The organism is Limnohabitans sp. MORI2, from assembly GCF_027925025.1.
Classification (GTDB): Bacteria; Pseudomonadota; Gammaproteobacteria; order Burkholderiales; family Burkholderiaceae_C; genus Limnohabitans.
Window position 1 is genome coordinate 881,513 of record NZ_AP027058.1, and the last position, 26,356, is coordinate 907,868.

Here is a 26,356-nt window from a genome sequence, read left to right on the forward strand (position 1 = left end):
TAGCCTTTGGTTACTCGTCGTCGTCTTTGCCAAAAGGCGTCAAGCGTTGGGCTTTTTCCCACAGGCTCTCCAAACGGGCCGTGGCGGCTTCGGCTGCCGTTGAGGGTGGAGCTGTGATGGGCACTTTTACACCCTTGGCTACTTGCTGCAAGCGGGCATGTTCAGCCATGACTTTGCCGGCGTAGCCTTGGTCGTCTTTCAGATTGCCCGCGCCCACATAGAGCTTGAGGCCGCCTTCTAGGCTGCCTGCGCGGGTGATGCACTCTTTGAGCACATTCACGCCCACGCGCACGTTGGCCACGGGGTCAAAGGCTGCCAGTGCACCGCCAAAGCCTTGGTATTTCTGCTCGTGAACCTTAGTCATGACTTGCATCAAGCCTTGGGCGCCAACATTGCTTTGAGCGAAGGGGTTGAAGCCCGACTCCACGGCCATGACGGCCAAGATGAGGGTGGGTTCAATTTGGTTGTCAGGGCCCACGTCATAAGCCTCAGACACCAGCGCGCTCAACGGTTCGGGCGCCACGCGGTATTTTTTGCTCAGCCAGTAGGCCAAGTTCGCTTGTTGTTTGGGCAGGTCGCGTGGGTCGGTGGCGGTGGCTCGGTCCACGGCGTCGGCATCGGTGGCGATGCCCAGCTCGTCGTATTGGCGCTCTTGAAGCCAGCTGATGACCTTGGCTTCGGTCACCACACGCAGATCGGGGCGCACGGTGAGCGCCACAACAAAAAAGAAGATCGAGAGGCCCACCACGGCCAAGCCGTTGTGAGAAATAGCAAAAAACCCCTGCGCCACGTCACCTGCAAAGGTACGTAGACCTAGCTGTAAACGGGCGATGAAAGGAATAGACATAAATTAATTAAATAAGAAGTAGCCCAAATTTTAAAGCCTCGGCGACAATCACCCCCAATTTAATGTGAGCCTTACTTGTGACTGATTCTTTGACCCCCTCCCTCGACCTCGCCGCCCTAGACCAATTAACGGGTGGTGCTTTCAGTGTTTCCAGTGCAGCAGACCGCACGGCGCGCTTGCGCGATTGGCTGGCTGGGCAACCTAGCTTGGAACAATTGCAAGCCGTTTTTGACGAAATGAGTCACCGCGACAAAGGCGCTGCCAAAGTGTTGCGCGAAAAGCTGGACGAACTGCGTCGCAGCAAAGATCAAGACGCCCTCATCGTGGCGTGGGCCGCCAAGGGCGAAGCTCTGCGTGACGCACCCCACATCAATTTGGCTGACGCTTTGGGTTGGCAGCGTGATGCGGCTAAAGCTGGTGCGCCCTTGTCTCGCGAGCCTTTGGCGGGTTTAAAAACGGCCTTGGCTGAGCGCGTGAAAGCCATTGAAGATTTGCAGCATCAAACTCAGGTGCAACGTGAAGCTGCCGTGTTGTTGGCGCAGCGCATTGAAGTGCTCTCTACCAAGCCTTGGCAAGACGCCTTGGCCCAACGTGAAGCCTTGCAAGCTGACCTTGACCGTTGGGTGGCCCAAGCCCAAACTTTGTCGACAGATACCCAGTGGTCGAGCGTGGATGCGAAGTTCGCGTCGGCCTTGCAAACCAGCACGCAACAGGTGCAAGCCGTGTGGACCGCATTCGGTGAAGCTTTGAAGTTGACTGAAGTCGCAGCGGCCGATCCAGCAGCGCCTCTGCCCGCGGTGCCCGCATGGTCTGACCAAATTCGTGTGGCCCGTGGCGAAGTATTGCCTCAAGCTGAAGCTCTCGTGAAAGCTGTCAAGCCTGTGGCAGTGGATGCCACACGCACTGTGAAGCCTACGGCTGACAAAGCGGTGGTTGACCAAAAGCGTTTGGAGTTGGCCATGCAAGCCGAAGCCATGTTTAAGCCAGCGCCTGTGGCTAAGCCTGTTGCAGAAGCGGCTTCAACATCGCCAACACCTGAAACTGCAGATCAAGCGACTGACGCTGAAAAACCAGTCGCTAAAACTGAGGATGTGGCACGCGTTCCTGCGATGGGCGGTCGCAAGATGCAAGAAACCTTGCGTGCCTTGCGAGAGCAATGGAAAAAAATTGACAAAGAAGCTGCGCCCAATCCCGCTTTGTGGAAGCGCTTTGACACTGCGTGCAATCGCGCCCACGACGTGGTGGATGCCTGGCTCAAAGAAGCTCGCGCACAAACTGCGGCACATAAAGCGCAGCGCTTGGCTTTGATTGAGGAAGTGAAAGCCTGGACGGCAACGCATGGCAATGGCCCCGATTGGAAAGGTGTGGCACGTCAGTTGCACCAGTTCGCTCAGCGTTGGCGTGAGAGCGGGCACTTGAGCGAAAAAATGTTTGCCGAATTGCAGCCTGTTTGGAAAGCTGCCATTCATGCGGCACATGAACCGCTAGAAGCTGCGCAAAAAGCCAGCTTGGCACGCCGTCATGCCTTGATTGCTGAGGCGCAGGCTTTGGGTGCTGCGCCCACTTTGCGCGTGGATGCGGTGAAAGCCTTGCAGCAACGTTGGCAAGAAGAAGCGCACACCGTGGTGCTTGATCGCAAGCTTGAGCAAAAACTGTGGGACGCGTTCCGCCAGCCGATTGATGAAGCCTTTGCACGCAAGTCGTCTGTGCGCGAACAATCGCAAGCTGCATTGACGCCGCACGACAAGGCCGTGCTGGAAGCCGCGAAAGCCTTGGATTCGGCCACCGCCAAAGGCGATGCCGCTGCCATTCGGGCGGCGATGCAAGCGTTGGAACAAATTGCACGTGGTGAAGTGGTGGTTGTTGTACCCGCTGCTGCAGAGCCGGTGGCTACATCTGCACAAGAAGCCTCTGTAACTTCACAAGCGGCTGACACAGTGCCAGAGGCTTTGGCAGAGGCTGCGCCCACAGATGCTGAGGCTTCAGATGCCGAAGTGGCAGCACAGCCAGTGGTAGAAGCTGCGCCTGTTAAACCCAAAGCTGCACCACGCCCCGTCGTGGCTGTGCGCGGTGATGACCGACCCGGCCAAAAACGCAGCGAAGCCGCACCTGCAGGTCGCGGTCGCGATGGCAAGCCCAGCGGAAAGTTCGGTGACAAGCCAGGTTTTGGACGCGAGGGCAAACCAGGTCGTGACGCAGGCCGCGAAGGCTTTGCGCCGCGTGGTCCACGTTTGGGCGATGCCGCTTTCCGTGCGCAACGCCATGCTTTGGAATCCGCCCAGGATGCTTTGCGTCGTTTGGCTTCACAAGCGCACGGCGAAGTGCTGACTCAGTTGATGCAGGCTTGGGCAAAGCGCGATGCAGCTCAAGTGCCAGCCGCGCAAGCGATTGGTAGCAAGCTCAGCCCAGCCCAGCGCACACAGTGGACGCAAGCGGTGTCTGCAGAACCTAAAGGCGATGTGGTCACGCCTTTGTTGCGTTTAGAGGTGGCGGCTGATTTGCCAACGCCTGCCGCACATTTGGATGCACGCCGTGCCTTGCAGTTGCAAATGCTGACGCGACGCAATGACCCATCGCCTCAAATGACGTGGGCTGCCGATGCGGCTCAAGTGTTGGGTGGTGCGTACGACGAAGGCGCTGCGCGTCGTTTGCAAGCTGCGCTCAAGGTGTTACTCAAACGCTAACTCAAGCGCCTAGACAACCCTAAGCCATATTGAGTGGCAATCGACAAAGCCCCCTTGTGGGGCTTTGTGCTTTTTGGCGTATCCAACTGACCACTTCAAGGCGTGGCGGTTGGCTGTTTGCATGCCAGTCGCTCAATACCCAACGGCTTAAACCATCACCGAGGTCGTGCACTGCAGGCTTGTGGGTGTGGCCGTGCAACAGCACTTGGGCATCAGCCGCCTTGAGCCACGCGATAGCGGCTTGGCTGTCTACATCGGCATAGCCGTTGAAGTCCGATTGAGTGGCGTGACTGCGTTTGAGGGCTTCGCTTTGGTTTCGTACGTCTCGAGCGTAGGTCTGGCGTTGAACCAAAGGTTTGGCTAAAAAGGCGGCTTGCCATTCAGGTTGCCGCACTTGGTTGCGAAATGCCAAGTAGTCGTGGTCGTCTAAGCACAGGGCATCGCCGTGGCTGAGTAACAGGCGTGTCGGTGAGGCGTTGCCAATGCTGCCAAGGTCGAGCACCGTGGGATCGCTCAAGCCGTGCATCCCTGTTTTCCGAAGCAGTGTAGTGCCCACCAAAAAATCACGGTTGCCGCACATGAAGTACACGGGCAGACGCTGTGTTGTGGCTTTGAGCACGTCTAGGCACTGTAAGGCGAAGGAGTCTTGGTTATCGTCGCCCACCCATACTTCAAACAAGTCACCCAAGATGAAAATTGCATCGGCAGGCGTGCGTGCCATGTGTCGCACCCATGCTTCAAACGTGTCCGGCTCGCTGGCATCCAAGTGCAAGTCCGAAATGAAGTCCACACGCTGCCAATGCGCTTGCGCTTGTACGCAAGGCACAGGCGATTGGGGCAAAGGTGGTGTGGACATGTGCATGGTCCGAAGTCCGCTTGAAGGCGCGTGACTTCAGCAACGTGGAGATGCGCGCTTAGAGGGCGACAGCTTTTTCGATGACCACGTCTTCTTTGGGGACATCGTCGTGAAAGCCCTTGCGACCTGTTTTGACAGCGGCGATTTTGTCGACCACATCATTGCCACTGACCACTTTGCCAAACACGGCATAGCCCCAGCCTTGCATGCTTGGTGCTTTGTGGTTCAAGAAGTCGTTGTTGGCGACGTTGATGAAGAACTGGGCTGTGGCTGAATGGGGATCAGACGTGCGTGCCATGGCCACGGTGTAGTGGTCGTTCTTCAAGCCGTTGTTGGCTTCGTTTTCAATGGGTTCGTCACATTCTTTTTGTGACATGCCCGGTTCGAAGCCGCCGCCTTGCACCATGAAGCCTGGGATGACGCGGTGAAAAATGGTTTTGTCGTAGTGGCCTTTGTTCACGTAGTGCAAAAAGTTTTCAGTGCACTTGGGTGCTTTTTCAGCATCGAGTTCGAGGGTGATGACGCCGAGGTCCAAGATGTGCAGTTCGACTTGTGGGTTGCTCATGGTGTGTTTTCCTTAGATGAAAGAGAAAGCCAAGACTTGCTTAAAGCACGCTGGCCGATTGAATGACGATCGGGGTGCGTGGCACGTCCGAAGGGAAGGGGCCACCAAAACCGGTGGGCACACTGCGAATTTTTTGTACGGTGTCCATGCCTGAGATGACTTTGCCGAAGACGGTGTAGCCAGGTTGTTGGGGGGATGGGTCAAGGAATGCGTTATCTACCACGTTGATGAAAAACTGAGAGGTGGCCGAGTGCGGGGCATTAGTGCGCGCCATCGCGATGGCGCCCACAGTGTTACGTGGGCCGCCTTTGGCTAGGGCTTCACGGCCTTCGTGTTCGACAGGCGGGCGCGTGCGGCGCTCAATGTAGCGTTGATCGTAACCTCCGCCTTGCACCATGAAGTTGCCAATCACGCGATGGAAGATGGTGCCATCGTAGTGTTTGTCGCGTACATATTGCAAAAAGTTGTCGACCGTTTTGGGGGCTTTGTCGGGGTAGACCTCGACCACAAACTCGCCCGCATTGGTGACAAATTTCACGCGCGGTGCTTCTTGCGCCGTCGCATGATGAGTCAAACAGGCGAGCGCGAGCAGAAACAAGCCAAAACTGTAATGCGTGCGACGAATGAGGCGTGAAAGGTTCATGGTTTGCCTTGTGTGATGTCGAGGATGGGTTTGAGTTGTTCAACTTTTGGAGCAATGCCACGCTGCTTAGGCTCAAGGGCTAAAGATCGCTCATACGATTGCTTGGCCATGTTGACCAGTAAGTCACCCATGTTTTCATGAGCCGCTGCATAGTTGGGATTCGCACGCAAGGCATTGTCAAGCGCCGATTTGGCGCTGGCGTAGTCCCCCTTGGCAGCATACAGAACGCCTAGGTTATTGAACGGTTCGGGTAGTTCAGGGTATTCGCGTGTGAGCTCAAGGTAGATTTGCAACGCCATCTCGGGTTGCCCTAACTGTTCAAAAATATAGCCTTGCCAAAAACGCATTTGAGGGTCACGTGGATTGGTCGCTAAATTTTTATTGACCAGCAGCAATGCCTGTGCGTATTTGGCTTGTCGCAAAAGTTTACGCACATCATTGTGCGGGGTGCTGATGACGATAGGTGTGTTAAGCGTTTGGCCAGGCTGCCATTCCAGTGCGTCCACACCCTGTGCCTTCGCAGTGCATGCAAATAAACCAAACATCAGACCTAGAGTCCATGCGGCAACCTTTCGATTGGGTTGCGATAACTTGGCAGGGGTGGGGAAATGAGGGTTTGTCATGTGCTTTGTATACTTGGGGCATTGTAAAACAGAGGGCCTTCACGACTCCCTGACTTTTGCAGCTTACTGACCCACGTCCGCGGTCTTCTGACGATTTACTCATGACCCTTCGCATTCACAACACGCTCACGCGTGCGCTGGAGAACTTTTCGCCGCTAGAACCTGGCCATGTGCGCATGTACGTGTGCGGTATGACCGTGTACGACCTGTGCCATTTGGGCCATGCCCGTTCGATGGTGGCGTTTGATGTGGTGCAGCGTTGGCTCAAGGCCAGCGGTTACCGCGTGACCTATGTGCGCAACATCACTGACATCGACGACAAAATCATCAAGCGCTCCCTAGAAAACGGCGAAACCGTGCGCGGCTTGACTGATCGCATGATCGACGCCTTGCACCAAGACGCCGATGCTTTGGGTATCGAACGCCCTACACACGAACCTCGTGCGATGGACTATGTGCCGCAAATGCTGTCGATGATTGGCACTTTGCAAGACAAGGGCTTGGCTTACCAAGCCAGCAACGGCGATGTGAATTACGCCGTTCGTAAATTCGATGGCTACGGCAAGCTGTCTGGCAAGTCGCTGGACGAGTTGCAAGCCGGTGAGCGCGTGGCTGTTGACGATGGCAAGCAAGATCCACTGGACTTCGTGTTGTGGAAATCAGCCAAAGAGAGCGAACCTGACGAAGTGAAATGGGCCAGCCCATTTGGCGCAGGCCGACCCGGCTGGCACATCGAGTGCTCGGCCATGAGTTGCGAGATGTTGGGCCAGAGCTTTGACATCCACGGCGGTGGCGCTGACTTGCAGTTCCCACATCACGAAAACGAAATTGCCCAAAGCGAAGGTGCCAACGGCCAAAAGATGGCCAGCGTTTGGATGCACAACGGCTTCATCAATGTGGACAACGAAAAAATGTCCAAGAGCTTGGGCAACTTCTTCACCATTCGTGATGTGCTGAAAGAATTTGATGCTGAGACAGTTCGCTTCTTTGTGGTGCGCAGCCACTACCGCAGCCAACTCAATTACAGCGATGTGCATCTGAACGATGCCCGTGGCGCTTTGAAGCGTCTCTACACCGCACTGGGCACTGTGACGCCTGATGAGGTGACGGTCGATTGGGCCGAGCCCCACGCCGCGCGCTTCAAAGCTGCGATGGACGAAGACTTCGGCACGCCCGAAGCTGTGGCCGTTTTGTTTGAACTCGCCAGTGAAGTCAACCGCACGCAATCAGCCCAAACCGCTGGCTTGCTCAAAGCTTTGGGTGGTGTGTTGGGATTGCTGCAGGACGACCCACAAAGCTTTTTACAAGGCGGTGCATCGGAAGACGAAGATGCCATTCAAACGCAAATTGCAGCACGCGCAGCCGCCAAAGCGGCCAAGAACTTTGCCGAGGCTGACCGCATTCGCAATGACTTGTTGGCACAGGGCATCGTCCTTAAAGATTCGCCCACGGGCACCACATGGGAGCGTGGCTAAACATGGCCACCACGGAAAAAGTCATCACGGCCACGCCCGAATACTGGGGTGAGGCTTGCAAACACCTGATGAAAAAAGATCGGGTGATGAAGCGCCTCATTCCTCAGTTTGGTGAGGCTTCGTTGCAGTCGCGTGGCGATGCGTTTGTCACGCTAGCGCGCAGCATTGTGGGCCAACAGGTGTCGGTCAAGGCCGCTCAAACCGTGTGGGACCGCTTTGCTAAGTTGCCCCGCAAGATCACGCCTGCCAATGTGCTCAAGCTCAAGGTGGACGACATGCGTGCCGCTGGATTGTCAGCGCGCAAAGTGGAGTACATCGTCGACTTGGCGCTGCACTTTGACAACGGCGCTTTGCATGTGAAGAAATGGTCGGAGATGACGGATGACGCCATCATCGAAGAGTTGGTCGCTATTCGCGGCATTGGCCGATGGACGGCGGAGATGTTTTTGATGTTCCACCTCATGCGGCCCAATGTGTTGCCGTTGGATGATGTGGGCTTGATCAACGGAATTAGCCATAACTATTTTTCGGGCGAGGCGGTTAGTCGCAGCGAAGCCCGCGAGGTGGCTGCGGCGTGGGCGCCATATTGCAGTGTGGCGACTTGGTATATTTGGCGATCGCTAGATCCGCTGCCAGTGTCTTACTGAGCAGCGAAGGAGTATGAATTTTGGCTAAACGAACTTTCCTCGACTTTGAACAACCGATTGCTGAGCTAGAAGGCAAGATCGACGAGCTGCGCTATGTGCAAAGCGAGTCTGCGGTAGATATTTCAGACGAGATTGAACAGCTCAGCAAGAAAAGCTTGCAGCTAACAAAAGAGATTTACAGCGACCTCACACCTTGGCAAATCACCAAGATTGCCCGTCACGCCGAGCGTCCCTACACGCTGGACTACATCAACGAAATCTTCACCGATTTCGTGGAAATGCATGGCGATCGCCACTTTGCCGATGACTTGAGCATCGTGGGTGGTTTGGCTCGTTTCAATGGCAATGCTTGTATGGTCTTAGGCCAGCAAAAAGGCCGCGACACCAAAGAGCGCGCTGCGCGTAACTTTGGCATGAGCCGACCTGAGGGCTACCGCAAAGCTTTGCGTTTGATGAAGACGGCCGAGAAGTTCAAGCTGCCCGTGTTCACGTTTGTGGACACGCCCGGCGCTTATCCCGGCATTGACGCAGAAGAGCGCAGCCAGTCTGAGGCGATTGGCCGCAATATTTTTGAGATGGCCCAACTCGAAGTGCCGATCATCACCACCATCATTGGTGAAGGTGGCTCGGGTGGCGCACTGGCTATCAGCGTGGCTGACCAAGTGTTGATGTTGCAGTACTCGGTGTACTCAGTGATCAGCCCTGAAGGCTGTGCCTCGATTTTGTGGAAAACGTCTGACCGTGCTGAAGACGCAGCCGAACAACTGGGAATCACCGCTCATCGTCTGAAAGCGTTGGGCTTGGTCGACAAAATCGTGAACGAGCCCGTGGGTGGCGCACACCGTGACCCCAAGCAAATGGCGGCGCAACTCAAGCGCGGCTTGAACGACGCATGGCGCCAAGTGACGGACATGAAGGTCAAAGAGCTGCTCGACAAGCGTTACGAGCGTCTGCAAAGCTATGGCCGTTTCACCGACACCAAAGCTGAACGCTAACTTCCCCTCGCTGGACGCGCTCCAGAATTTAGGTCCATTCGCCGTTGCACTCAGCGGCGGGGCAGACTCCACCGCCTTACTTGTTGCCTGTGCTGCCCGTTGGCCAGGCAAAGTACATGCCGTACATGTGCACCATGGTTTGCAAGCGGCTGCCGATGGTTTTGAAGCGCATTGCATGGCGTTGTGTGAACGACTGCACGTGCCGCTGGTGGTGCGGCGCGTCAACGCAGCAAACGCCTCGGGTGAAAGCCCCGAAGACGCAGCCCGCCAAGCTCGTTACCGAGCGTTTGCAGATGCATTGCAAAACAACTGGGGAGGGCAGATCAATCACATGGTGTTGGCGCAGCACGCAGATGACCAAGTGGAAACTTTGATGCTGGCGCTCTCTCGTGGTGCGGGTTTGCCGGGGCTTGCGTGCATGCCTGCTGTCGCAGAGCGTTATGGTGTGACCTACCACCGCCCCTGGCTGGAGGTGCCGGGCTCGCACCTGCGTGATGCCCTTAGGGCTGCAGAGGAGTCGTGGGTGGAGGATCCTACCAACGGCGACACTCGCTACACACGCAACCGCATCCGTGCAGAGCTATTGCCCGTGATTGAGCAAGCTTTTCCTTCGTTTAGGCAAACCTTTGCTCGTAGCGCCTCACATGCTGCGCAGGCGCAAGCCTTGTTACAAGAGATGGCAGAACAAGATTTGCAACTTGTGGGCAATCCACCAGCCATCAAAGCTTTGCAGCAGCTCAGTGAGGCGCGGCAATCGAATGTATTGCGTCATTGGTTGGCGTTAGAGCACTCTCAAGCCAGTGCGGCTCAACTGCAAGCGCTACTGGTTCAAGTGAAAGCGTGCACCACACGAGGCCACCACATCGACATCAAGGTAGGGCGTGGGTTTGTGCGGCGCGATGGTGCCGTGTTGCGTTGCTACAATCTGTGAGTTTTTTGCCCATAACACAACAGTTTTAAAGAAATATGGCATTGATTGTTCATAAATACGGCGGCACGTCGATGGGCTCAACAGAGCGCATTCGCAACGTCGCCAAGCGCGTGGCCAAGTGGGCCCGTGCGGGTCACCAAATGGTGGTGGTTCCCTCCGCGATGAGTGGCGAAACCAACCGTTTGCTCGGCCTCGCCAAAGAATTGGGCCCTTCCAAAGCCGACTCGGCCTACAACCGCGAACTCGATATGCTGGCCTCTACAGGCGAGCAAGCGTCTTCTGCGTTGTTGGCCATTGCTTTGCAAGCCGAAGGCCAGCCCTCAGTCAGCTACGCTGGCTGGCAAGTGCCGATCCGCACCAACAACGCCTACACCAAGGCCCGCATTGAGTCGATTGACGATGCACGCGTTCGCGCCGATTTGGATGCTGGCAAAGTGGTCATCATCACGGGCTTCCAAGGTAAAGACGAAGACGACAACATCACCACGTTAGGCCGTGGCGGTTCAGACACCTCTGCTGTGGCTGTGGCTGCGGCCATGAAAGCAGACGAGTGCTTGATCTACACCGACGTCGATGGCGTGTACACCACCGACCCACGCGTGGTGCCTGAAGCCCGTCGCTTAGAAACACTGTGTTTCGAAGAGATGCTGGAAATGGCATCGTTGGGTAGCAAAGTTTTGCAAATTCGCTCGGTTGAGTTTGCAGGTAAATACAAGGTGCCGCTGCGCGTGTTGTCCAGCTTCACCGCGTGGGACATTGACATCAACGAAGAAGCCAAATCAGGCACGTTGATCACCTTTGAGGAAGACGAAAAAATGGAACAAGCAATCGTATCGGGCATCGCATTCAACCGTGACGAAGCCAAAATTTCTGTGGTCGGCGTGCCTGATAAGCCAGGTATCGCGTACCAAATCTTGGGTGCTGTGGCTGAAGCCAACATTGAAGTGGACATGATCATCCAAAACATCAGCAAGGATGGCAAAACCGACTTCAGCTTCACTGTGCACCGCAACGATTACGCCCGCACAACAGATTTGTTGAAAGACAAAGTGTTGCCAGCTTTGGGTGCAACCGATGTGCAAGGCGACACCAAGATTTGTAAAGTGTCCATCGTCGGTATCGGCATGCGCAGCCACGTGGGTGTGGCCAGTAAGATGTTCCGCTCATTGAGCGAAGAGGGCATCAACATCCAAATGATCTCGACATCTGAAATCAAAACATCGGTTGTGATCGACGAGAAATACATGGAACTCGCTGTGCGCGCGTTGCATAAAGCTTTCGATTTGGACCAGCCGTCCGCATAAGTTAGGGCATAATACGCACCAGCTGGAAACGTGACCGAGTGGCCGAAGGTGCTCCCCTGCTAAGGGAGTATGGGGTGTAGAGCCTCATCGAGGGTTCGAATCCCTCCGTTTCCGCCAGCAACATTGGAAACCCCGACTCACACTGTGCTTCGGGGTTTTTTCTTAAAGAAAGCACACCCCTCTGGGGCGCTTGAATTTACTGAGTTTTTCCTGCTTGGCCCGCTCAAAAGCTGGCCTGCTGCAGTCCTTCACTTACTTACTGCGTTTGAATCATTCCCTTTGCTTAACCGCTGAGGGGTTGTTTTGCTGTCTTCTTGGGTGCGCATGCGTGTCCATGAAGCCGGTGGTTTATGTGGGTAACAGAAGGGGTAAAAGCGGTCGATACCCGCAGTGCTCTCAGCTGTTACCCGCAAATCGGAGTAACTATGCTGACAGACGTCCAGGCCAAAAAGGCTAAGGCATTCACAAACCACTACAAACTGCCAGACGAGCGGGGCCTTCACCTGCTGGTAAAGACCAACGGTTCAAAACTTTGGCAACTGCGCTACAGGCACCTAGGTAAGGAAAAAACTGCGTCTTTGGGACAGTACCCGGACGTCAGCCTTGCTGAAGCGCGAGAAAAGCGCGAAGCACTAAGAAAGCTCATAGCCAAGGGGGTCGACCCTATATTGGCTAAGCAGGCCGATAAAGAAGCGCAGAGGGTGGCAAGCCTAAGTACCTTTGAAGTCGTTGCACGACAGTGGTACCCACATTGGAGTGCCAATAAGCATGCTCGGCACGCTGAGTATGTTTTGGCTCGGCTCGAAGCGGATGTCTTTCCAGCCATTGGTCATAGGCCCATTTCGCAGATTCAGGCCCCCGAACTTGTTGCCATGGTCAAAAAGATTGAGGCTCGCGGAGCCCTTGACATTGCTAAGCGGTCGCTCCAAACGACTGGGCAGGTGTTTAGATATGCCATCGCTCATGGACTTGGCGGTGCAATCCGAAATCCAGCGACTGATATCAAACCATTAGACGTTCTAACTCCACGTCGCAAGCAAAACTACGCTCGTCTTGATCCAAAAGAGTTTCCAGTCTTGCTGAGAAAAATTGAAGCCTACAACGGGTCACCCATCACTAGACTGGCCATGAAGCTGATGTCACTGACCTTTGTGCGTACAGGGGAGCTGATCAATGCAAAGTGGTCTGAGTTCGACCTAGAAGGAGGTCGTTGGGATATTCCAGCGTCACGAATGAAGATGCGGACGGCGCATGTCGTGCCCCTTTCCAGTCAAGCTGTTCAGGTCCTGTTGGTGCTGAAAGAGATTTCAGGTCATCGTGAGTACTTGTTCACAAGCGAACGTGACTACTCCAAACCAATGAGCAACAACACCATTTTGGGCGCGCTCAAACGTATGGGGTACGCAGGGCAGATGACTGGACATGGTTTTCGTGGGCTTGCCTCGACGCTGTTGCACGAGCAAGGCTACGACCATCAGCACATTGAGCTGCAACTGGCACACCAAGAACGAAACTCCGTTTCTGCTGCGTACAACCACGCAACATATCTAATCCAAAGGACACGCATGATGCAAGACTGGGGTGATTTTATTGAGCAGCAAGCTAGAAGTAACGTTATGCAACTTACGCGAGGTGCTGCATGAATCACGCTGATATGTACAAAACAATTTGGCCGCGTGTCGAGCGCGACATTTCCCATGGGGCTCGCAAATGCGGTTGCAAAAGCGGCGATGAAAAATATGATCACTTCTTGCGACAAACACGCATTGTTGCAGACGCATTGGAGACGTTCTCCAAGGCCGATCGTAAAGCTTGGATGGCCCAGGTTGTCGCTACAAATGAAGACCTGATTGCGCCATCTAAGAACGAGTCAAAAGACGCACGATCTGCTTCATGGAGAACAACCTGTGCTGGGCGTGTACCCAACCGACAACTTCAGCAGGCGTCTGAAAAACGTAAACGTTTGAAGGCCATAGGTGAAATCGTGGCCGAATTCACGGCTAAGTCCAAGAGGGCCACTGCAAAGGTGGTTAATAAAGAGTTGAGTGAAAGCTATAAGCATCTGGCACTCGTGGAGACGGACACCATTAGAAAAGAATTACGGTCCTTAAAAGCGGCACGCCAGTCTGACGTTTAAAAGTTCCAAAATATCTTTGGAGCTTCATCAACTCATGGAGCCCCATATGAACGAAAAAATATCACATGATTCAAACCGTAGCGCTTCGCTGTATGCGTTACCAGACTTACTGGCTAAGGGAAGTTTTTCTAAGTCGTATGTTTACAACCTAATGGCACGCAACTGCTTTCCTAAGCCAACGCTTGTCTTAGGTCCCCGGTTCACTAGGTGGTCAGCTGCAGAGTGTGACAAGTGGTTTGCCAATCCAACTCAATGGATCGAATCGCAGAAAAAAAACGTCTCAAAGGGGGCATGATGGACACGCTCACCTTCCTCAAATTAATCTTGCCGGAAGATGGATACAAGTTCGTTGGTCTGAGTCGTGCCGGTTCGTCCGGCATCGCCCACAAGGCGTATGAGTCACTGGAGCTGATGGCTGATGCCATCGCTTTCTACGACAAGCAAACTAACTTAACTGTCTACCACGCATGCGCTGCGTACAAAGAAGCCAGCTACGAAGCCGTAGTCAATGGCGAAACTAAAAGGAAATACCGTGGCCAGCCCAACTTGCTCAAGGCGAAGTCGCTATGGTGCGATATCGACTGCGGTGAAAAGAAAGCTGCAGAGGGCAAGGGTTACGCCACCAAAGGCGATGCTGTCAAGGCTATCGGTAGGTTCTGTGCTGAAAAGGGCCTGCCCGACCCCATGATCGTAGACTCAGGTGGCGGTATCCATTGCTACTGGCCACTGACTAAAACGGTAGGACCGAGGAAGTGGAACTTGATGGCCACGATGCTAAAAGCTGCGTTCAAGGAAGCCGGACTGCTGGTCGATCCGACGCGTACTGCTGATATGTCATCGGTGTTGCGTCCTGTGGGTTCCCACAATCGCAAGCCTGGGCGTGAGGTGCGGGAGGTTAAGACAAAGTCCGTCCCAACGTTCGTGGTGCCCGAACAGCTGTTCAAGACGCTCAGCGAAATTACCCAATCCGTCGAGCTGCCGCATAATAACAAGTACGCCGAGCATGTAGCGCTTAACGATGACTTGACCGCGCACTTGGCAACGCTGGTTGAGGCTTCAGTTGACTTTGAGCTTGTCAAAGCAGGCTGCAACGTGGTGGCTTGGGCATCAGACCCTAGTAATCAGAATAATGTTGAAGAACCTTTGTGGCGAGGGCTACTTGGTATTGTGAAATTTTGTGACGAGGCAAGCCAGCTCGCACATCAAGTCAGTGCACATCACAGCAAATATGACTCTGACGAGACTCTGCAAAAGCTCGAAGGCTGGACAACAGGTCCCACGACCTGCGCCTATTTCGCAAGCTACAAGCCTGACTTGTGCCGCGCATGCAAACACATTGAAGCGGTGGCAGCATGAAGTTGCCGTCCTTCAAGTCACCTATCGTCCTGGGCCTGAGCAGAACTGCAGCCACCCAGCAATACACAACTTTTGGTTCACAAAATCAGCGTGCCTTCACGCGTGCAGAACTTGAGAGAGCACTTCCAGATTGGTCCGTGCGCATAGTCATGGAATCGGATGGCTCCACGAATTACAAAAAACTCAAGCCACATAACACCACGGCAAATATTGAGGCCGTGATCAGACTGTACGGTTGGGTCGTACGCTTCAACATCATGACCAAGCGTACAGAGTTAACGCGGAATGCTGTTGTGATTCCAGGTGACGACATCGAAAACATTGCCTTGACTCTGCTGGGTGACGATGTGGTCGTAGCAGGGCTCGCGCGTGAAGGCCTCAACAAGCTGGTAGATGCGGTTGCTGTGAAAAATAGTTACCACCCAGTCTTGGATTGGATCAAGCTCAAACCTTGGGATGGGGTTTCTCGTTTGCACCTGTTTCATCAAACCCTGCACTTGGTACAGCCTACTAAGGCTTTGCTCCGAGCAAAGCTAATGAACTGTTGGTCATTGCAGGTGATAGGCGCAATGATGGAACTCAATGGCATTGCGGCAGCTGGGGCTTTGGTTCTGTCAGGGCCACAAAACTGCGGCAAGAGCTATTGGGTTAGGAATTTGTGCCCAGTCCCCGGAGCCATCGGAACCGGGTTACACCTTGACCCCGCTCAAAAAGACAGTGTCTTGGCATCTTTGCGGTATCTGATTTCCGAACTCGGCGAAATCGATAGCACCACCAGCCGAAGTCATACCGGCATGCTCAAGGCTTTTTTGACCAACGGTAAAGACGTTATCCGTCTTCCCTACGCGGCGAAGGATACCGAATACCCACGACGAACTGTGTTTGTTGGCACGGTAAATGGCACGGGCTTTCTTGTCGATGACACTGGGAACAGGCGCTTCTGGGTTCTGGAAGTAGATCGCTGTAATGTCCTTTCGCCGGATGATATGCAACAGGTCTGGGCAGAGTACTTGCATATGTACGAGCAGGGTGAACGATGGCATCTTGATCAAGCCACCTTGGCGGAGTTGAATGCATCCAACGTTGATCACACTCGCATAGACCCTCTCCGCGAGCAGATAGCTACGCGTTTTGATTGGGGAAGCGTTAGCTGGGCTGTAGTGAATCCTTCGAATTGGCAAGCATTTCCCGAGGTGAAGTGGGTAACGGCTACGGATGTGTGCATCTTGGTAGGGAGGGATCAGCCTAGTCGTGCAGATTGCACTCGTGCTGGGACGATCGTGCGTCAACTTCAATCGGATAACGTCAGCTCAGCTGGTGCTATTAACTTCAAGTCTGTCCTTCGTAAATCAAATGGTCTTACCTTGCTTGGTGTTCCAGCCAAAACCTTGGCACAGGAGGCGCTATGACCGAGAAAATACAAAATCAGGGTGACCATGGGGTGACCTGCTATAAACAATTTGAGGTGGATACCCTGAAGGTCACCCTGCCTGAAAACGGCCTCTTTCAGAGGGAAATCCCATTGCCGAGTTCTATGAGGGTAACCCAGGGTAACCACTTTTCAGAAAGTGGCGTAAGCAATACCAAGGCTGTTGGAACGCGGCCCCAGATGAGCGCTAGTGAATTCGAGCCCTTTATAAGAAGTGGTCAACTTGGATACCCTGGTTACCCTGTGCAAGCTTGCATGAGTCCACTGCAGCCACCAGTGATCGGGGCGACCCTACGCGAGTCTGTTAACCGTCTCGTTCGTGAAGCAACAGCCACAACCACCATGACACCACATACACACGTAGCCACTGGTCCCATCGCGGATGGTTATGTCACGCAGATCACGAACTGGGTCCAACGTTTGACACCGGCGCAGCTTGGGCGCTGTTTTTCCATGGACGAGGTAATGACGCTTGCAGGCCTAAAAGGCCGATATCGTGACCACGCATCAGTCAGGTACACAGGCGAAGCCCTCAGACGCTGTGGCTTCAAACAAAAACGCGACTGGACAGCAGCAGGGCGCAACAAACGTTACTGGGTAAAGGAAACATTGTGAAAACTCGCACCAAACAAAAAGTGGGAATCCAACATCAACTGGATCAATTGGCAAATTACATGGCGGTTGTAAATGATGTGGCTATAGAACTTGAAATTGCTTGTGGCTGGTATCACGATTCATCGCCTCAATACGGTGGCCCCCCTAGTGCCGATCAGTTAAAAAATCACGCAGCTCGACTGCGAGAGTCATATGGCGGTATGGCCACTGTTACAGGAGTTGATCCATGTGAAAAACTTCCGTCTATCTAACAATCACCCCACCAGGTGAACTAGTTGCTGAATTTGAATCATGGTAGCGCTCTACTTCATCAGGCGGAGAATGAATTGACAACACCCGGACCAACCTTAATCAAAAAATGCAGTCACTGTGCGGGGTTTATGAAGGAGCGGACGATTGCTTCGGGTAGCAACTTTGGTGCTCGATACTGGACAGATGGAAGAGTTGATGCGTCCATGCTTCCCTTGCCGCCTAGTGCTGTGCGTTGTCCTTATTGCCACTCCTTGCTTTGGCTTTCAAGTTTGGAGGAGGTCGGTGAGATTCCCGGGCCTAGGGGTTTTAGTGTTCCGCGGCCGGAATACGACAACTCCTTTGATGCTCTTCCATTCATTGAGAAGCTGGAAGCAGATGATTACTTGATGGCGGTAAGAAAAGGTGAGTTCTCAAAAGATCAAGAGGCATATCTGCGCACCATGTACTGGAGGCTGATGAATGATCCTCGACGACGAAGTCAGACTTCAATCGCACTCAGCGCGGATGAGCAAACTAATCTTAGAAGCCTACTTCAACTTGTCATCGAAACGGATGAGCCAAGTCGCTTGATTCGTGCAGAAATATATCGTGAGTTGGGTGAGTTCAAAGAGTGCGAGAAAGCCCTTGATTACGATTTCAGTGAGGAGAACATCCCTGCTGCAGTTACGATTTACGTGTTACAAGAAGAAAGAAACTCTTCGGTCGGGGAAATTCATCCCGAGGGAATGGAAGTCGTTACTTGTCATTACTACAGATATCAAAAGAAGCTTAAGCCTGTTGTTAATTAAAAATTTGACATTTCAGTTTGGTGGCGAAGCGTTGAGTATGGATTAATTTTCAACGGAAATTCATTATTCATTTTTAGTGATCCTTAATATTAATCAGAATGTTTTTTAATATCAATGTGATATTCATTGCATTATTAGATGAAAATCTTTCTAGTTCATCATTAAGAATAAACATCTGATTTTTTGAATCAAAAAAAATTAGACGTTCATGAAGATGGTTTCTTGTTTTTAAAAGTATATGAACTATTGGTTTGTGGCGCTGTACCTTGAGTGTATAAAGTAACCTGGCGCCTTTTTCGTGCAAATCGTTTTCTATGTCTGCAGCAAGTGGAGGTAGAAGTTCATCAAGAAGGATGGATGTCTGTTTTTTCAGTGAATCTGAATTAATCAACTCTAACGCAAGTTTCTTTGTGGCTTGGTAGGCATTAATTTGCTGATTAATATCTGTCATTTTTCTAAGGAGGTGTTGTTTACAATGTTTGAAAATTCAGTATAAACATCTGGTTGAAATTGTTTAATGTATCTGGAAATTGTTGGATTATCGAGCATCTTTATTAAAAAACCTTTCGCAAGAACAAGATTCAATACATCTTGTCCGTATGAGTCTTCTACCAGTTTGTACTGCTCTTGAAGATTACCCATTTCCCGCTCCATCTTGTTCATTTGTTCCGCACTTACTCCTCGGACTTTCTTCGGTGCAAACTCATTGGTAAGCAATGAAGCGGGTGATGCTGCTAGAAGCGCTTCAGCATAAGTCACTGTAATATTGTTGGCGGAAAGCATTAATTCTACACATTCAATCTGTCTAGTAGGTTTCATTTTTTTAAGAATTCCACCTATCTTTATTGAAAATATTTGATCTCTCAGTAAATCGGCTGCCTCTGTGCATACGCCATCAAGCAACCTAACTTTTCGCATAATGTTTCCGAGGTCAATATTAAGACTCTTTGCCAGCTTTTCAGGAGAAACTCCGCGATTAATGGCTCGCTTAATCATTAAATGCTCTTGAACAGTTGAAAGTCGATTTACTCTGTTGTTATAAGTGTAGGTTTCGTCGTCTGTTGCAATTAAACATTGTGATTCGGAGAGGCCAAGTGTTCGCATAGCGTGAAGGCGGGTATGTCCATCAAGTAATATGTGCATTCCCGAGTCAGTTGTTGCTGAGCAAATTGTCAAAGGCTCAATTAAGCCAATTGCTCGAATCGATTCGAGTACCTGCTTGTATTTTCTCGAAACGTTAATGTTCTCGGGTAGCTTTCTGGAGGGGAGTATTTTTTCAAATTTAACCAATACTGGCTCAGGTATAAAACCAAGAGAAACATTACTCATATCTGATCTCCTGAGGGCCACACGCGTTCTGCTAAATAGGTAGGAAGTGTATCTAGTCCCTCTGCGCGCATAAGGGTAGAAAACTCCTCTTCAGCTAATAGTGAGCGCAATGCTCCAATGACGAACATGAGTTTTTGTTGCGTAAAGTTTGATTTTTTTACAAGTAATTTTTGTCTATCTACTTCACGCTGGTAACTTCGAACCAAGCTGGAGGACGTAACTCCTGTGTCGCGTTTCGTTTTAACTCTATAACCAAGAGTTTTCCCCAATGTTTGCCGTTTCTCTACTAATCTCTTTGCATTGATTAGCTGTTTACCTTTTAATTTTCCTGTTTCGTAAGCTTCTTGAAGTGCAGTCTGAATTTCTTTATCGTCATTCCCCGCACGATTTATTGCTAGAGCTACGTATAAAGGTATTTTTCCGGCTTCTACCGCTGTCAAAAGACGATCCTCCTTATTTCCAAGCAGTTGAAGGATCCCTTGGATATAATCAGTACTAAGTCCAGTTTTCTCCGCGATAGTAGATTTGTTATATCCTTGATCTCGTAAACGCTGTATACCTGCGAGCATTTCAACTGCTCGACAGTTTCTTCTTGCGATGTTTTCTGCTAGGCTCATGATGAAAGCATCATCATCATTGACGTTTACAAGTATGGCTGGAATATTCTTTTCACCCAGCGCCTTAAATGCTTTCATTCTTCCTTCACCACAAACAAGTAAGTAGCGTTCTTCGCCGTTCTCACTTGGTCGTGAAGTTACCGTAATTGGTTTTTTTAAGCCAATAGCTTTTATGTTCTCCACGATTTCATCGAAAATTTTATTATTTCTTTCCCTTGGATTTAGGACCTCAATTAAATCTATAGGAATTAACTTGAGCTCGCTTTTGTGTGGCGTCTTGTTCATGCTGCTCTCCTAATGAGGGTTCTCTCTGCCATACCATAAAGATATTCAAGGCTCTCATAACGGTAGCTTTCAAACTCAACACTATTGCGCTCGGCAAGACTGATGCCTTGCAAACTAAAGTCAAGCCTCGGTAAAAGGTAGTAGTCCAAAGGACTTTCGTTACTTTCGTTCAATCTTATGGCTATAGTAATATCTGGTTGTAGCCCTGTGTCAAATCTAATCTTCCACCGAAGCTTTCCTGTTGCAATAGACTGACAACGTGCAAGAACAATTGAAACTGTAAATTCTTTATTTACAGTAATTATTTCTGTGCAATTATCTCTTTGTGTATAGCCGCCAATTTCGTTGATTCTATTTTCAGTTTCATTAACTATTTGAGGGTGCATTTGCCTAAGGTAGCGGTTTACTTCTAAGTATCGATAATCCCTATCAGGCGTGAAGCCTACAGCCTTATATGCACGAATAAGACTGCCGAATCTTTGTATATAAGCAGATGAAGAGGGCATATCTTCAGTCTCATCGATTACGATGCCGGATAAGTATCCACGCTTCTGATAAAGCATTCGAAGTTTTTCAATCAATTCATCATTGCTAAACCTGTGCGCACGTGCTCGGATAATTCCTTGTACTGTGTAAAAAGATTCAGTGGAAACAATTGCTTCAAATGCAGAATCCTTTTTAATCCACATTTGCGGTGTGTTGATAATCCGAAGTTTTTTTAACTTGTAAGATATTCGGTTGTATACATTATTTCCGATGTATTTTTCGTTTGTTAGAACTTGATGAACTGTAGACCTGGTCCAACGTCTATTTAAATCTGTTCTTATTCCTAAGGTATTGAGTCGATTAGCAATTTCTGTTTCAAGGATTCCATCGTTGATGAACCATTCGTAGATTTGATTAACGATTTTTATTTCTTCATCTGGTCCAGGCATTAATATTACCCGATCAGTTTGCAGATGCTTATGCTCACCGCGATTCAGCTCGCCTTTTATTGATCCATTTTGATCAATTAATACTCGCCGCAAACCATACCCAGCTTGCCCTCCTTGTCGATAGCCCATTTCAATGAGTCTGCATTGACCTGCGAACACTTTAGTTGATAATTCACGGCTGTATTCACCAGCCATTGCACGTTTAACACCTTTAACTATGGTGGATACAGGGGATCCATCGTTTTCAAATTGTTCTGCACAGTAAGCTACTTGAATGCCTTTTCGACGGCAAATATATTCGTAATATGCGCTTTCATCTGCATCCTGAAAGCGACCCCAGCGACTGATATCGTAAACTAAAATTATTTGAAAATCTGCGTTACCAGATTCCACTAATTTAATTAGCTCTTGCAGGCTTTGTCTGCCTTCTATCCTAAGCCCGCTCTTACCCTCATCGGCATAGGTTCTTATGATTTCTATTCCGCGTTTATTTGCGTATTCATTAATTTTCTCTGCTTGGTTTTCGGTCGAATATTGCTGATGCTCCGTCGACATACGCACATATCTAACGGCTTGAAAAGTTGATTTTCGAGTTGCTTCGTTGTTTGAAGAGATGTCATACTGCATTGTGTTCATCGTTTCAGCTTGGTAAATATTTTTTTGCTTTTGAATTCACATCAACTTCATACGATATAAGCCAATAAATTTGGTGTCGTGGTGGGTTGCGGTAAAAAGCTGTTAACGCATACGGTAGCCCTTCAAACGATGATTGGCTATTAAGTCATCTCTTTACGACTTAGACATTTGTGTTGAAAGCCTCTTCATATCTGGTTATTTCGATAATCCACGAGTCTATCTTTGCGCTATTGTTATTGGCAATGAGTTTAAGCTTGAATAGACCATTTGCAAATGGAAGCCAGCTAGATGACAAGTCCATCTTTATGAAATGATCGTTATGCGTACTATTATCTTTGAGAGTTTGTTTTCCTTGATTTTTTTCCGATTCTCTGTACTTTCGCCAGTAATCTCGATTCCGATTCGCCCAGGCTTTTTGTGCTGACGCTTGGTTTTTTTTATAGTCCGGATCAGTCTGAAGTTTGTTTTTTTGCCACTTCTTGCGACGTTCTTTTTGGCATGTCGTAGCTGCGCAGTAGGTTTGTTTGGGCGCTTGCGGAACTGGCTTAAAGGTTTTTCCGCAGTTGATGCATTTCTTTGTGTTCATCTAAATTCTCCGTGTAGCGAAGAGACAAATGAAATCATCTATTGCACTCCAAGTGTGTTAAGAATCGTTAAATATCTTTTGTAAGTGCTTTGTGTGGCAAACATACACACGTAGCTAAAAAAAGTAACCTTGCGATACGAGCGATAGCTAAGTACCCCAAGGGGGGCTTTTTCATTTGGTCCACCCCGTACCCCCATACCCCAATGATGTCGCGTCAATACCTGTAGTGAGCCAGCATTCACACCGTGCCGGCTGTATGTATCACTAACAGGAGTTGACTATGAGCCGTAAACACTTCATCTTGATCGCACAAGCAATTCGCAACAACATCCCAGACCGAGAGTTGCGCCAAATTCTGGCTGAGTCATTGGTTACTGGACTAGCTGCATGCAACCCAAACTTCAGTGCTTCTCGGTTTCTTGTTGCTGCAGTGGGGGAGTAACGAAGTTAACCTTTACATTCGGCCCTTAGGGGCCGTTTGTCTTTGTGCGCTTACGGTTTTGCTAGACCTTATGATTCTTGATTGATGTAGCTGATATAAACTCAAAGTCCCGAAAGTGCTTCATAAGTGTTTGCGGGTATCAATTCGGGTAACGAGTTGAAGGAAATTTGCCAAGGTTGTCTTAGTTGTTGAGCTGTGACGGATGATGTGAATCCCTCCGTTCCGCCAAACCCTAAAACCCTGTGATGCATCGTGTCACAGGGTTTTTTTTCAGTCTTTGTTTTTTGCATGAGTGATGGCAAAGGGCAGTAGTCCAAGCGGAAAAAAAATTGCGCCAATGTGCATGAAAACATCTGTTTGCATGAGAAAAAAGCCCAGTGCTGTCAATGTCAGACCATAGGGAACGAGTTTGCTCAGCCCAATATGCGGTAGTTTCTTCATTCGGTGATGGTAATGCTTGATCGGTTTGATGATGAAAAGTTAGTTAAGGTTGATCTAATTATGTGTAAGACTTAAAAAGTAATCACTTTCTTTGTAAGTTTAAATTTGATAATTTGATAAATTCGAAATCTTAGTGATTCATTTGGCTGCTACTCAGTTAACAAATGGACAGTTGATTTTTGTAAAGTAGTCATATTGATGGAATTGCAGGTTTAAATTGATAAATCTAACATTCGTGCAACAAAAGCAATTTTGCTGGATGTTGTTAGATAAGGTCAATTACCTGTGTTCTCAGCTGCACGCATCACCCGTCAATGTGTTTCATGCCTCGGCTTGTTGTTGGCTGCAGCGACTGCTCAAGCGCAAGACATGCCTTGGCATTTGGGTTCACTCAACAGCGCAGCGGCTCCTGCTGCCATTAATACAGCTGGTACCAAACCTGGCCCATATGAAGTGGTTGTGGCTGTGATCGATGGTGGCGTGTTGCCAAATCATCCTAGTTTGTCTGGCCGACTACTGCCTGGTTATGACATGATGTCGTCGCCAAATAATTTAAAAGGTGGGCGTTCTACAGATTTCGGCCCTGACGCCCGTGATGCTAAATGCGGCGAGCGTGTGGTATCTGGTACTTATCGTACACACGGTACTGAGGTGGCCAGCTTAATCGCAGGTAATGGTCGTGATGGTGTGATTGGTGTGAATCCCGCAGCCAAGATTCTGCCAATTCGCTTGTTTGGCTCATGTGCAATGACACGAGCTGACTTATTAGATGCTATGGCGTGGGCTGGTGGCTTGCCGGTCGCTGGGGTTCCTGCTAACCCTTATCCTGCACGCATTATCAATTTGAGTTTTTCTGGTGGTAAGACTGTTTGCGGCGCTGATTTGCAAGGTTTGATCAGCCGATTAGCTCAAAAGAACATTTTTGTCGTTGCTGCAGTGGGTAATACATTCGGGAAAAAATTGGCAGAGCCTTCCAACTGTGAAGGAGTCATCTCAGTTGGTGCTGTGGACGCCGAAAACAATATCGAAAACTACTCAGCCTTAGATGCGCGTACAGTGATTTACGCTCCTGGCGGCGGTAAGGACTTAAGAGGTAACGCACCTTGGCACATTAATAAATTGAAAGTGGCGTCCTACGATGTTGACTTTAAAGGAGATGAGACACCCTTGGCGGCTGCACGCGCGATAGGCACAAGCTATGCTGCACCTTTGGTGTCTGGGTTCTTATCTTTGATTCTGTCTCAACGCCCAGATATGTCACCTGTACAGTTTCTGAGCGAATTGCCAAAGTACACCCGTCCAGTCAATCCTACTGACAAGTGTCCAGAATGCTCGCCCAAGGGCATAACAATGACGACGCTTTCTGTTTCTGCACGTTAGTTTCTAAAAACCAACAATTCTCCAAGAACTTGTTTGAATAAATGCGAACTTTAATGTAGCATAAGGTATTCTTTTAGGTCGGTTTGACTTAACAAGATTTATCATTGTTCTTACAAATTGATTTCTAGAATTCATCGAAATCGATTGGTTTGGAGGATTTATGAACAAAACGATTGTTAAGTCAATAGTTGCTGTATCTGGTATTGCTGGTGCGTTGGTTATCGCCTTTGTGCTTTTATTCGGTGCGATTCGTCACGCCATCATTGAAGACAATGAGGCATTGGTCCATTCAGTTGCTCAAAGCTTACTGCCCGCGTTGCTCGCTAATGATACGGAGCAAGTCGGTGCCTTATTGAAGGCCTTGGAGACCCATCCCGGGGTTCAATCTGCAGAGTTAATTAGTGCACAAGGTGCGTCAATCGCTAGCTACGCTCGTTCTGGCGAATCAACCGATCTTTCGGGCGCATCGTTTGAGCTGGCAGGCGTTGATGATGGGCAACTTCATGTGATGGCGCCACTTACGTTTGACAGTTTGATCATTGCAAACTTGCACATCGCCGTTAATTTGTGGCCCACCTATCTGCGCATCATGACTTGGGTTGGTCTTTTATTGATCCTACCCAGTGTCGTTTTTGTCATGGTCAAACAACTGCGACTCAAGCTTCGCTTTGAAGTCATCAAAAAGGGCGATGGATCAGGAGGCAATGGAGAGGTCTTCAATCTGAACACCGCAATAAGTACGGCAATGAGCGATGCGGATATCAGTGTTGAATTTCAGCCAATACAGAGAATGAGTGATGGAGGCCTCTTTGGCATGGAGGCAGTGGTCGCTTGGAGGCATCCATCAGGTCAAACATTCCATATTTCCCCTGCTGATTTTGTTGCAATGGCCAAGTTGCATGATGTCTGCTTTTCTTTTGATGAGTGGTTGCTCACGACGGCTTGTAAGCAAGCAGCAGAATGGCAACAGCAATATGGGCCATTGGTGTTAGCGATTCATCTCAGCGCCGCTCAATTCAGTGACTTGGAGTTTGCGCAGAGAGTTCGGATGATTTGTGCGCAAACACAATATCCCCATCAACTCTTGGAGTTGGAGGTTCGTGAATCTGTCATCAATAGCAAGACAAGGCCAGTTGATCAAAGTTTGGATGCGTTTTCAGCGCAAGGCTTGAGCATAACGATCAAAGATTTTGGACTATTGAATATCGCACAAGAGCTGTTGAATCTATCAGTTGTTAACAAGGTGAAATTGGATAGAAAATTGATCAGGCGAATCGCATGTGATGAAACCATCGCCTTTTTTGTTCAATCACTCATCTCTAGCGCAGTCGCGAGTGATTTGCAGGTCACTGCGAGTGGAATTGAACAAAAAGATCAAAAAGATGCGCTCCAGAGAATGGGATGCAACTTAGGGCAAGGGCCATTTTTTAATCCGCCGCTTTCGGCTAAAGACTTCGATGCATTTCTAAAAACTCGCTCGTTTCAAACTTCAAATGGCTCTTTTGCGCAGTCGACCGCACTTGATTTACACGGTCTAGCCACAACAACCCGATAGCTC

At 50.1% G+C, this 26,356-nt stretch carries 27 protein-coding genes and 1 tRNA gene; 17 read left to right on the forward strand and 11 right to left on the reverse strand.

Annotation, left to right across the window (positions count from 1 at the left end):
- Positions 1–10: 10 nt before the first annotated feature.
- Positions 11–847, reverse strand: coding sequence for a lytic transglycosylase domain-containing protein (locus QMG27_RS04490; protein ID WP_281813632.1), 837 nt, complete (start codon positions 845–847; stop codon positions 11–13).
- A gap of 77 nt (positions 848–924) precedes the next feature.
- On the opposite strand from QMG27_RS04490, the gene QMG27_RS04495 reads away from it, so the two are divergent.
- Complete coding sequence (locus QMG27_RS04495; protein ID WP_281813635.1) at positions 925–3,531, forward strand: DUF349 domain-containing protein; 2,607 nt, start codon at positions 925–927, stop codon at positions 3,529–3,531.
- 19 nt (positions 3,532–3,550) lie between these two features.
- On the opposite strand, the gene QMG27_RS04500 is transcribed toward QMG27_RS04495, so the two are convergent.
- Genes QMG27_RS04500 through QMG27_RS04515 form a run of 4 tightly spaced genes read right to left on the reverse strand, consistent with a single transcriptional unit; the run spans position 3,551 to position 6,218 of the window.
- A complete protein-coding gene (locus QMG27_RS04500) occupies positions 3,551–4,387 on the reverse strand; it encodes a UDP-2,3-diacylglucosamine diphosphatase (RefSeq protein ID WP_281813638.1) in 837 nt (278 codons plus the stop codon).
- 58 nt (positions 4,388–4,445) lie between these two features.
- Positions 4,446–4,952 carry a peptidylprolyl isomerase gene (locus tag QMG27_RS04505; RefSeq protein ID WP_281813640.1) on the reverse strand — a complete coding sequence of 169 codons (507 nt, stop codon included), beginning with the start codon at positions 4,950–4,952 and terminating at the stop codon, positions 4,446–4,448.
- 40 nt (positions 4,953–4,992) lie between these two features.
- Entirely contained in the window at positions 4,993–5,595 is a 603-nt protein-coding gene (locus tag QMG27_RS04510; RefSeq protein ID WP_281813643.1) for a peptidylprolyl isomerase, read from the reverse strand.
- Positions 5,592–6,218, reverse strand: a complete 627-nt coding sequence (locus QMG27_RS04515; protein WP_281813646.1) for a tetratricopeptide repeat protein — start codon at positions 6,216–6,218, stop codon at positions 5,592–5,594. The genes QMG27_RS04510 and QMG27_RS04515 overlap by 4 nt, the downstream gene beginning before the upstream one ends.
- 101 nt (positions 6,219–6,319) lie before the next feature.
- Here QMG27_RS04515 and cysS point away from each other — a divergent pair, with 101 nt between their 5' ends.
- The 13 genes from cysS to QMG27_RS04580 all read left to right on the forward strand — a co-directional run bounded on the left by cysS (position 6,320) and on the right by QMG27_RS04580 (position 18,147).
- Complete coding sequence (cysS, locus tag QMG27_RS04520; protein WP_281813648.1) at positions 6,320–7,693, forward strand: cysteine--tRNA ligase; 1,374 nt, start codon at positions 6,320–6,322, stop codon at positions 7,691–7,693.
- 2 nt (positions 7,694–7,695) lie between these two features.
- A complete protein-coding gene (locus QMG27_RS04525; RefSeq protein ID WP_281813651.1) occupies positions 7,696–8,340 on the forward strand; it encodes a DNA-3-methyladenine glycosylase 2 family protein in 645 nt (214 codons plus the stop codon).
- Between the two features lie 20 nt (positions 8,341–8,360).
- Positions 8,361–9,335: an acetyl-CoA carboxylase carboxyltransferase subunit alpha gene (locus tag QMG27_RS04530; RefSeq protein ID WP_281813654.1), complete on the forward strand. Its 975-nt coding sequence runs from the start codon at positions 8,361–8,363 to the stop codon at positions 9,333–9,335.
- Entirely contained in the window at positions 9,301–10,266 is a 966-nt protein-coding gene (gene tilS / locus QMG27_RS04535; RefSeq protein ID WP_281813657.1) for a tRNA lysidine(34) synthetase TilS, read from the forward strand. Before QMG27_RS04530 ends, tilS begins: the two co-directional genes overlap by 35 nt.
- A gap of 35 nt (positions 10,267–10,301) precedes the next feature.
- Positions 10,302–11,570, forward strand: a complete 1,269-nt coding sequence (locus QMG27_RS04540) for an aspartate kinase (protein ID WP_281813661.1) — start codon at positions 10,302–10,304, stop codon at positions 11,568–11,570.
- A 24-nt stretch (positions 11,571–11,594) separates the two neighbouring features.
- Positions 11,595–11,687, forward strand: a tRNA-Ser gene (locus QMG27_RS04545).
- Between the two features lie 308 nt (positions 11,688–11,995).
- A complete protein-coding gene (locus QMG27_RS04550) occupies positions 11,996–13,213 on the forward strand; it encodes an integrase arm-type DNA-binding domain-containing protein (RefSeq protein WP_281813664.1) in 1,218 nt (405 codons plus the stop codon).
- The gene (locus QMG27_RS04555) at positions 13,210–13,707 is read left to right on the forward strand and encodes a hypothetical protein (RefSeq protein ID WP_281813666.1); all 498 of its coding nucleotides are present in this window, start codon (positions 13,210–13,212) and stop codon (positions 13,705–13,707) included. Before QMG27_RS04550 ends, QMG27_RS04555 begins: the two co-directional genes overlap by 4 nt.
- Positions 13,708–13,959: 252 nt before the next feature.
- Positions 13,960–15,063: a hypothetical protein gene (locus QMG27_RS04560; protein ID WP_281813668.1), complete on the forward strand. Its 1,104-nt coding sequence runs from the start codon at positions 13,960–13,962 to the stop codon at positions 15,061–15,063.
- Positions 15,060–16,472 (forward strand): VapE domain-containing protein, encoded by a 1,413-nt coding sequence (locus QMG27_RS04565; protein ID WP_281813671.1) that lies wholly within the window; start codon positions 15,060–15,062, stop codon positions 16,470–16,472. The genes QMG27_RS04560 and QMG27_RS04565 overlap by 4 nt, the downstream gene beginning before the upstream one ends.
- Positions 16,469–17,107 carry a hypothetical protein gene (locus tag QMG27_RS04570; RefSeq protein ID WP_281813674.1) on the forward strand — a complete coding sequence of 213 codons (639 nt, stop codon included), beginning with the start codon at positions 16,469–16,471 and terminating at the stop codon, positions 17,105–17,107. Before QMG27_RS04565 ends, QMG27_RS04570 begins: the two co-directional genes overlap by 4 nt.
- Positions 17,104–17,358: a hypothetical protein gene (locus tag QMG27_RS04575; RefSeq protein WP_281813676.1), complete on the forward strand. Its 255-nt coding sequence runs from the start codon at positions 17,104–17,106 to the stop codon at positions 17,356–17,358. The genes QMG27_RS04570 and QMG27_RS04575 overlap by 4 nt, the downstream gene beginning before the upstream one ends.
- A gap of 75 nt (positions 17,359–17,433) precedes the next feature.
- Positions 17,434–18,147 (forward strand): hypothetical protein, encoded by a 714-nt coding sequence (locus QMG27_RS04580; RefSeq protein ID WP_281813679.1) that lies wholly within the window; start codon positions 17,434–17,436, stop codon positions 18,145–18,147.
- A gap of 73 nt (positions 18,148–18,220) precedes the next feature.
- On the opposite strand, the gene QMG27_RS04585 is transcribed toward QMG27_RS04580, so the two are convergent.
- From QMG27_RS04585 to QMG27_RS04605, 5 genes are all read right to left on the reverse strand, one after another.
- A complete protein-coding gene (locus QMG27_RS04585) occupies positions 18,221–18,598 on the reverse strand; it encodes a hypothetical protein (RefSeq protein ID WP_281813682.1) in 378 nt (125 codons plus the stop codon).
- Positions 18,595–19,476: a plasmid partitioning protein RepB C-terminal domain-containing protein gene (locus tag QMG27_RS04590; RefSeq protein ID WP_281813684.1), complete on the reverse strand. Its 882-nt coding sequence runs from the start codon at positions 19,474–19,476 to the stop codon at positions 18,595–18,597. The genes QMG27_RS04585 and QMG27_RS04590 overlap by 4 nt, the downstream gene beginning before the upstream one ends.
- The gene (locus QMG27_RS04595; protein WP_281813686.1) at positions 19,473–20,378 is read right to left on the reverse strand and encodes a ParB/RepB/Spo0J family partition protein; all 906 of its coding nucleotides are present in this window, start codon (positions 20,376–20,378) and stop codon (positions 19,473–19,475) included. Before QMG27_RS04595 ends, QMG27_RS04590 begins: the two co-directional genes overlap by 4 nt.
- Positions 20,375–21,940, reverse strand: a complete 1,566-nt coding sequence (locus QMG27_RS04600) for a recombinase family protein (RefSeq protein WP_281814529.1) — start codon at positions 21,938–21,940, stop codon at positions 20,375–20,377. Before QMG27_RS04600 ends, QMG27_RS04595 begins: the two co-directional genes overlap by 4 nt.
- A gap of 169 nt (positions 21,941–22,109) precedes the next feature.
- Positions 22,110–22,535 (reverse strand): hypothetical protein, encoded by a 426-nt coding sequence (locus QMG27_RS04605; protein WP_281813689.1) that lies wholly within the window; start codon positions 22,533–22,535, stop codon positions 22,110–22,112.
- A gap of 280 nt (positions 22,536–22,815) precedes the next feature.
- On the opposite strand from QMG27_RS04605, the gene QMG27_RS04610 reads away from it, so the two are divergent.
- A complete protein-coding gene (locus QMG27_RS04610) occupies positions 22,816–22,977 on the forward strand; it encodes a hypothetical protein (protein WP_281813692.1) in 162 nt (53 codons plus the stop codon).
- A 270-nt stretch (positions 22,978–23,247) separates the two neighbouring features.
- On the opposite strand, the gene QMG27_RS04615 is transcribed toward QMG27_RS04610, so the two are convergent.
- The gene (locus QMG27_RS04615; RefSeq protein WP_281813694.1) at positions 23,248–23,418 is read right to left on the reverse strand and encodes a hypothetical protein; all 171 of its coding nucleotides are present in this window, start codon (positions 23,416–23,418) and stop codon (positions 23,248–23,250) included.
- Between the two features lie 369 nt (positions 23,419–23,787).
- Here QMG27_RS04615 and QMG27_RS04620 point away from each other — a divergent pair, with 369 nt between their 5' ends.
- Positions 23,788–24,798, forward strand: a complete 1,011-nt coding sequence (locus QMG27_RS04620) for a S8 family serine peptidase (RefSeq protein ID WP_281813697.1) — start codon at positions 23,788–23,790, stop codon at positions 24,796–24,798.
- A gap of 160 nt (positions 24,799–24,958) precedes the next feature.
- Positions 24,959–26,353, forward strand: a complete 1,395-nt coding sequence (locus QMG27_RS04625) for an EAL domain-containing protein (protein ID WP_281813700.1) — start codon at positions 24,959–24,961, stop codon at positions 26,351–26,353.
- Positions 26,354–26,356 lie beyond the last annotated feature (3 nt).

Excerpts from the sequence above, each read along its gene's own strand:
- QMG27_RS04490 (WP_281813632.1), bottom strand. The coding sequence starts at position 847 with ATGTCTATTCCTTTCATCGCCCGTTTACAGCTAGGTCTACGTACCTTT.
- QMG27_RS04500 (WP_281813638.1), bottom strand. The coding sequence starts at position 4,387 with ATGTCCACACCACCTTTGCCCCAATCGCCTGTGCCTTGCGTACAAGCG.
- QMG27_RS04505 (WP_281813640.1), bottom strand. The coding sequence starts at position 4,952 with ATGAGCAACCCACAAGTCGAACTGCACATCTTGGACCTCGGCGTCATC.
- QMG27_RS04510 (WP_281813643.1), bottom strand. The coding sequence starts at position 5,595 with ATGAACCTTTCACGCCTCATTCGTCGCACGCATTACAGTTTTGGCTTG.
- QMG27_RS04515 (WP_281813646.1), bottom strand. The coding sequence starts at position 6,218 with ATGACAAACCCTCATTTCCCCACCCCTGCCAAGTTATCGCAACCCAAT.
- cysS (WP_281813648.1), top strand. The coding sequence starts at position 6,320 with ATGACCCTTCGCATTCACAACACGCTCACGCGTGCGCTGGAGAACTTT.
- QMG27_RS04525 (WP_281813651.1), top strand. The coding sequence starts at position 7,696 with ATGGCCACCACGGAAAAAGTCATCACGGCCACGCCCGAATACTGGGGT.
- tilS (WP_281813657.1), top strand. The coding sequence starts at position 9,301 with ATGGCCGTTTCACCGACACCAAAGCTGAACGCTAACTTCCCCTCGCTG.
- QMG27_RS04540 (WP_281813661.1), top strand. The coding sequence starts at position 10,302 with ATGGCATTGATTGTTCATAAATACGGCGGCACGTCGATGGGCTCAACA.
- QMG27_RS04550 (WP_281813664.1), top strand. The coding sequence starts at position 11,996 with ATGCTGACAGACGTCCAGGCCAAAAAGGCTAAGGCATTCACAAACCAC.
- QMG27_RS04555 (WP_281813666.1), top strand. The coding sequence starts at position 13,210 with ATGAATCACGCTGATATGTACAAAACAATTTGGCCGCGTGTCGAGCGC.
- QMG27_RS04560 (WP_281813668.1), top strand. The coding sequence starts at position 13,960 with ATGGATCGAATCGCAGAAAAAAAACGTCTCAAAGGGGGCATGATGGAC.
- QMG27_RS04565 (WP_281813671.1), top strand. The coding sequence starts at position 15,060 with ATGAAGTTGCCGTCCTTCAAGTCACCTATCGTCCTGGGCCTGAGCAGA.
- QMG27_RS04570 (WP_281813674.1), top strand. The coding sequence starts at position 16,469 with ATGACCGAGAAAATACAAAATCAGGGTGACCATGGGGTGACCTGCTAT.
- QMG27_RS04585 (WP_281813682.1), bottom strand. The coding sequence starts at position 18,598 with ATGACAGATATTAATCAGCAAATTAATGCCTACCAAGCCACAAAGAAA.
- QMG27_RS04590 (WP_281813684.1), bottom strand. The coding sequence starts at position 19,476 with ATGAGTAATGTTTCTCTTGGTTTTATACCTGAGCCAGTATTGGTTAAA.
- QMG27_RS04595 (WP_281813686.1), bottom strand. The coding sequence starts at position 20,378 with ATGAACAAGACGCCACACAAAAGCGAGCTCAAGTTAATTCCTATAGAT.
- QMG27_RS04600 (WP_281814529.1), bottom strand. The coding sequence starts at position 21,940 with ATGCAGTATGACATCTCTTCAAACAACGAAGCAACTCGAAAATCAACT.
- QMG27_RS04605 (WP_281813689.1), bottom strand. The coding sequence starts at position 22,535 with ATGAACACAAAGAAATGCATCAACTGCGGAAAAACCTTTAAGCCAGTT.
- QMG27_RS04610 (WP_281813692.1), top strand. The coding sequence starts at position 22,816 with ATGAGCCGTAAACACTTCATCTTGATCGCACAAGCAATTCGCAACAAC.
- QMG27_RS04615 (WP_281813694.1), bottom strand. The coding sequence starts at position 23,418 with ATGAAGAAACTACCGCATATTGGGCTGAGCAAACTCGTTCCCTATGGT.
- QMG27_RS04620 (WP_281813697.1), top strand. The coding sequence starts at position 23,788 with ATGCCTTGGCATTTGGGTTCACTCAACAGCGCAGCGGCTCCTGCTGCC.
- QMG27_RS04625 (WP_281813700.1), top strand. The coding sequence starts at position 24,959 with ATGAACAAAACGATTGTTAAGTCAATAGTTGCTGTATCTGGTATTGCT.